This is a genomic window from Hallella faecis, from assembly GCF_018789675.1.
GTDB lineage: Bacteria > Bacteroidota > Bacteroidia > Bacteroidales > Bacteroidaceae > Prevotella > Prevotella faecis.
Window position 1 is genome coordinate 1 of the sequence record NZ_JAHKBE010000085.1, and the last position, 6,293, is coordinate 6,293.

At 53.3% G+C, this 6,293-nt stretch carries 3 protein-coding genes; all 3 read left to right on the plus strand.

The features are described from left to right. Nucleotides 1–411 precede the first annotated feature (411 nt). The 3 genes from KM934_RS12075 to KM934_RS12085 are packed head-to-tail and all read left to right on the plus strand — an operon-like array spanning nt 412 to nt 6,033. A complete protein-coding gene (locus KM934_RS12075) occupies nt 412–612 on the plus strand; it encodes a hypothetical protein (RefSeq protein WP_215760854.1) in 201 nt (66 codons plus the stop codon). 20 nt (nt 613–632) lie between these two features. Beyond that, on the plus strand, nt 633–1,802 hold the full coding sequence (locus KM934_RS12080; RefSeq protein WP_215760855.1) for a hypothetical protein: 1,170 nt from the start codon (nt 633–635) through the stop codon (nt 1,800–1,802). Between the two features lie 13 nt (nt 1,803–1,815). Beyond that, complete coding sequence (locus KM934_RS12085) at nt 1,816–6,033, plus strand: glycoside hydrolase family 2 TIM barrel-domain containing protein (protein WP_215760856.1); 4,218 nt, start codon at nt 1,816–1,818, stop codon at nt 6,031–6,033. Nucleotides 6,034–6,293: the final 260 nt, after the last annotated feature.

Consider the following 6,293-nt stretch of genomic DNA (forward strand, 5'->3'; position numbering starts at 1 on the left):
TTCAAGCCTTATTTGAGGCTTGATACCCCGCCATGCCCTTTCGCTGAATAGTTACTTAAACTTTTATAATTACCTTTGTCCCTGTGAAACAGGGCGTTTACCCTCGCCTGAACGTCAACCCCCACGAACGCCGAGCGGTTTGTATATCAGAACGTTGCGTTTGTTGACATAACCTACTGATTTGTTGAAATTAAAATTTTTCAAATACCAACCACTGTGATGGGATCCCCCACCCATAAGTCATGCCGCGTCATGCGGCAAGGCGCTCACGCGCCTGTTGCTCGCTGGGCCAACACGCTCAGCGAGGACACGTTGCATGTGCCTATGAGCGCCCAGGCCACAATACGGCCTAACGCCCCCTCCTTCCCATCCCATGTGGACAAGCATCCACTTAACACCTAACTATTTTTTATGAGCAAAAAAAGAACCTATGAGAGACCTGTCTCCAAGATGTTCCAAATCAACGCAGACTGCAGTCTCATGGCGGCGTCAGGCGGCAAATACCTGACCGTTGACGAGATCGGCATGGGCTCCGCCACCGAAGGCAACCCCAAAGAAATCGACGCCAAGGATAACAACAATGTCTGGGGCGAAAACATTTGGGAAGATTAACAAGTAAACTATCTATAAGCATGAAGAGACTTTTCACACTTACGCTTGCGCTTCTCTGCTCGTGCCTGACGGCCGTCTATGCCGCCGACTACGTAGGCAGCAAGCCCGAGGCAGGAAAGAGCTATTACCTGCTCAATGTGGCAGAGGGCAAGTTTCTCAGCGCGGCTGACAACGGTACGCTCACCCTGGGCGGCCCCAAACTGGCCGTAACGGTGACCACCAACGCCAACGGCTTCCAGGTCCTCACTACAAACAAAGGCAATCTGGCGGGCGTGCTCCTCGGCAAGGCGCGCTGCAACGGCCAAGGCGCTTACAACGAGTGGGCGCTGAGCCTGCTCGACGCCGACAGCAAGGGCTATGCGTTGGGTTGCCGAAGCAAGGAAGCGTCTAACACCGAATGGCTCTACTATAGCCTGCTCATGCAGGATGTGCGCACGCAACCTTACAAGCCAAGCAACATCCTCACCATCGCCCAATGGCAATTCATTTCGGAGGACCAGTTGAAGGATCCTGTTGTAACTCTCGACGAGAAATCAGGATCTTATTCCGCCCCATCCATCGGCAGCGCCGAGGTGCACCTCAAGCGCACCTTCTCGGCAGGCAGTTGGAACTCGCTTTGCGTGCCATTCGCCATCAGCGAGGCAGAAGTGAAGGCCCAGTTTGGCAACGACGCCAAGGTGGCTGCGTTCACCGGTGCCACGGCAACCACGCTCGAGTTCAGCTCATGCACAGACATCGAGGCTGGCGTGCCTTATCTGGTGTATATCCCCGAGGGGGCAAACAAATCTGAGTTCACTTTCAAAGGCGTCACAGCTTTCGCCAGCCAACCAACCGATGTGGAGCAGCATGGCTCAGCCAACGAGAAGACCACCTTCCGCGGCTACTTCCACAAGAGCACCGCGCCCAAGGGCTCATACGTGCTGCGCAAGAACCTGGTTTACCACCTGGTGAGCGACATGGCCATCAAGGGCTTCCGCGCCGCGCTCATCGACGGACCCGCCACACAACGCGTGTTCACCCAGTGGTCGCTCGACGGAACCACAACGGGCATCGGCAACATCGACGCCACCGTCATCCAGCGCTACAACGTTTACAACACCAACGGACAGATGGTGCGCCACGCTGCCACATCGCTCGACGACCTGCCACACGGCGTGTACATCGTCAATGGAAAGAAAGTAATCAAATAATCCCAACGACCTTATGAAAACATACATAAAGCAACATCTCGTCGCACTGTTAGCCCTGCTCGCAGTCGCTGCCACGCAGGCTTTTGCGGCGGACACGAAGACGGATATCCTCACCAACTATGCACCAAGCGGATCGTCGTTCGATAACCAGACAGCGATAGACTTCCAGAAGCAGAGTTTCAAGGCTGTGCTCGATCTCAGCACTTGTAAGAGCACCACAACATACGAGAACGTGCTCTCTATCGGCGACGACTTGCAGGGTACAAATGACTGGGGAAATGCTAACGTCATCCACCTCTTCTATACTAAGAGCAGCAACACCTTGCAGGTGAACTGCTTCAATGGTGGTGCAAACACCACTTACCGTAAAGACCACACCAACATCTCGGGCGAAACAACTATAGAGTTGAACTCGAACGGTCTGTATCTTAACAGTTCGAAGATTTGCGATGCGTCAAACATCAGCAATATCCTCAGCCTTTCATCTATTCACTATGGTAGCACTCAGGGCAACGTACGCTCATGGGCTACATATAAGTCAGTAAGCCTCATCACTGGTGGCCCCACTACTCCTACGACAACATTCTCTGTTCCGGCATACGGCTCTACATATTTTATTTGTCCAGCCGACTACCCAACAAGATGCTTCACTGTTACTACATCTAACAATGATGAGCAGATTACAGTGACCACTAAATCTGACAGCAACACGGGTCAGCAGTGGATAACAAAGCAAGGCAACTATTCTACAATGTACCCTTGGCATATTGTAAATGTGATGTCTTCAAAGGCTCTTGACATGGCTGGAAACAACACAAACGTAATGCCACTTCAGTGGACATCTGAAAACGATTATAAAGGTGGACAAGCCAATGCCAATCAGGAGTGGAAATTCGAGGAGGTAGATGCAACAAATCATACATATAAGATTTACGCTTATACACAAAACAAGACATATTACCTCACATACGACGGAACCAACGGTGGCAAGCTTGGTCGTACAACGGATTCATCAAGCGCTACAGCCTTCGGCTTCATCAAGGCAAGCGCATCAGAAGGCGGCGGTGGAACCGAAGGTGGTGGCGGTGGCAGCACCGAAGAAACACCGGGCGACCACGGCTCATTCGACGTGAGCATGGTTCACAACCCACAAAAGTTTGCCCAATACAAGGAGGACGCACACGCTACCTACATCCCCTACGCTTCTTCCACCGACATGATGGCCGACGCCAACTACGAAAAGCCTTGGCTCGCTCCTACGAAAGCTATGACCATGAGCCTGAATGGCACATGGAAGTTTAAGTACTTCAGCAACTACAACAACCAGGCTCCATCATCCACCTACTACAGCAACACCGCTTCCACAAGCGGTTGGGACAACATCCGCGTTCCGCTATCATGGGAAATGGCTGGCTACGACACGCCCGTCTATACCAACGAGGGCAATCCGGGGTATCCATTCACTCCAGTCAATAATTCATGGACGACCCAAGCCAACTATCGAAGTAACTGCGACCCAAACCCCTTGGGCTACTATCGTCGCACATTCACGTTGCCTACCGACTGGAACGACAAGCGAGTCATGGTTCACTTCGATGGTGCCTACAGCGCTATCGCCGTTTATATCAACGGTAAATACGTGGGTTATTCACAGGGCGCCAACACCGATGCCGAGTTCGATATCACCGACTTTGTTAGCCAAACCGACGAGAACAACATCACTGTGGCTTGTTTCCGTTGGAGCGACGGCAGCTACCTGGAGGGGCAGGACATGTGGCACCTCTCGGGCATCCATCGCGACGTGTATCTCGTGGCCACGCCGAAGGTGTTCATCTCCGACCACTATATCCACTCAAGCCTCAACAGCAATTACACCAGTGGCAGCATGACCGTCGACCTGACCATCGACAACCGCACAAAGAGCAGCGTGGAGAAGAACATCAAGGTGGAGCTCCTCGACGCCACCGGAACCTCTAAGGGCACACAGACCATCACCTATAGCGGCAGCAGCAACGCCACCCGCACGGTTACATTCAGCAACCTCAGCGGCCTCACTCCGTGGAGCGCCGAGAACCCTTACCTCTACACGGTGGTGGTGAGCCAGCTCGACGGCACATCCGAGGAAATGGTGTTCTCTACCAAGTATGGCTTCCGCAAGGTGGAGGTTGTCAATAATTACAGCCAGAGGCAGGTGCTTGTCAACGGCAAGCGTGTGTTCTTCAAGGGTGTCAACACCCAAGACACGCATCCGCTCTATGGCCGCGCCATCGACTTGGAGACCATGATGAAAGACGTTACGCTGATGAAGCAGGCCAACGTCAACACCGTTCGCACATCCCACTATCCCCGCCAGCCCAAGATGTACGCACTCTTCGACGCATACGGTCTCTACTGCATGGACGAGGCCGACATTGAATGCCACGGAGCTAACGCACAACAGTTCGGACTTTCGGCAAGTTCAACTTGGACATCCGCTTACGTCGACCGCACCGAGCGCATGGTGCGACGCGACCGCAACCACCCCAGCGTGGTGTTCTACTCGCTCGGCAACGAGTCGGGCTCAGGCTCCAACTTCGGCAGCACTTACCAAAAAGTAAAGGATCTGACCAACAACGAAGGCATCGTGCATTATGAGGCCGACGCCACGCACTCTGACCTCGGCTCAAACATGTATCCTTCTGTTGACAATGTGAGAAGTAGCTCAAGCGGCCTGAACAGCAAGCCCTACTTCATCTGCGAGTATGCCCACGCCATGGGTAACGCCATGGGAAGACTCAAAGACTATTGGAACGTGATCGAGAGCAGCACAGGCATCATCGGTGCTTGCGTCTGGGACTGGGTAGACCAGTCTATCTACGACCCACAAAAGGCGAAGTTTGTCATCAACGGCACAGCCGACGCAAGCACGCTCGTCTCCCCCGACGGCTTCAACTACTGGAAGCAGGGCTACGACTACCAGACCCCAAGCGGCATCTATGAAGGCACGTTCATGGGCGCATTCCTTGACAATGGTATCACAACACCCGACCGCAAGTGGTCGTCGAAGCTCACTGAGGTGAGAAAGGTGTACCAATATGTTGACTTCACACAGTTGTCGAACAAAAAGCTTACGGTGAAGAACAAGTACGCATTCACCAACCTCGACAACTTCAAGCTCATCTATCGCGTGCTGAAGAACGGCGAGTTGGCTGAGGAAGGCATGGTTGACATGCCCTCTGTAACACCAGGAAGCACCGGCACCGTGAGCCTCCCCTACAAATCAACCGCACAGAGCGGTGAAGAGATGGTGGTGAACGTTTACCTCATCCTGACAAATGGCACCCTATGGGCGGACAATGGCTATGCTGTGGCCGACGAGCAGTTTGTTGTTCAAAACCGCAACAACTCACTCAGCTCACACACGGCAAGCGGTTCGCTCAGCGTGAGCAGCAACACCGTGAGCGGCAACGGCTGGTCGATGACGTTCAACAGCAATGGTTCGCTGAGCAGCTGGACCTACAACGGTCAGACCATCATGAACGCCGCACCCGCATTCAGCCAGTTCTTCAGCATCGACAACTCCCGCAACGGCACCCCCTACAACACGGGATCGTCTAACTCTTACTCTGTGAGCAGCAGTTTGAAAAAGAACAGGAATGGAACAGCCACCCTCACTGTCTCAGGCAGCTCCGACCGCAATTACACCATCGACTACACCATCTATCCCGATGGCGTTGTCGACATGAACGTGAATTTCAACAGCGGTTATAACACAGCTTACCGCGTAGGCTTGGCCATGCAGTTAGGCGAGGGCTTCGAGCAGGTGGAGTATTACGGCCGCGGTCCTTGGGCCAACTACCCCGACCGCATGACGGGCTCTTACCTCGGAAGATATGTAACCTGCGTGAACGACCTGTTTGAGGAATACACGCATCCCCAGACCAACGGCGACCATCAGAACCTTCGCGACCTCACGCTCACGTCATCGAAGGTGGCGCTGAAGATTGAAACGGTTGGCGATGTGTCGTTCTCTATGTCTCACTACCAGGAGAGCTATTGGTCAGCAAAGACTTGGATGACCAAGAAGCACAACGATGAAATGACACGCCAAGGCTCCATCTACGCCCACTTCGACGCAGCCATCAGCGGCGTGGGCAACGGCTCTTGCGGTGAAGGCACTCCGTCGCAGTACCTTCCCAATACCGGCAGCTACTCTTACACCCTGCGCTTCACTCCCACGAGTTTGAAGTAAGGGCGCGTTAAGCGCATCTATATCATTGAGGCGGAGACCTTTGGGGTGCTCCGCCTCAATGCGTTTACACCCAATCGGTCATTAGATTTCAATAAATGCCACACCCACATGCCCCACACAAAGCAAAGCGCCCGATGCAGGAATTGCACCGGGCGCTTCGTTTGTATGGGGATGAATGTTACTTGGCTACCTTCTTGCCATCTACAATAGGGGTTGTCGTTTAATTCTAAGAATTCAATATCTATAGACGAGGGTATGCC

Coding starts and splice junctions, on each gene's coding strand:
- KM934_RS12085 (WP_215760856.1), top strand. CDS start 1,816: ATGAAAACATACATAAAGCAACATCTCGTCGCACTGTTAGCCCTGCTC.
- KM934_RS12075 (WP_215760854.1), top strand. CDS start 412: ATGAGCAAAAAAAGAACCTATGAGAGACCTGTCTCCAAGATGTTCCAA.
- KM934_RS12080 (WP_215760855.1), top strand. CDS start 633: ATGAAGAGACTTTTCACACTTACGCTTGCGCTTCTCTGCTCGTGCCTG.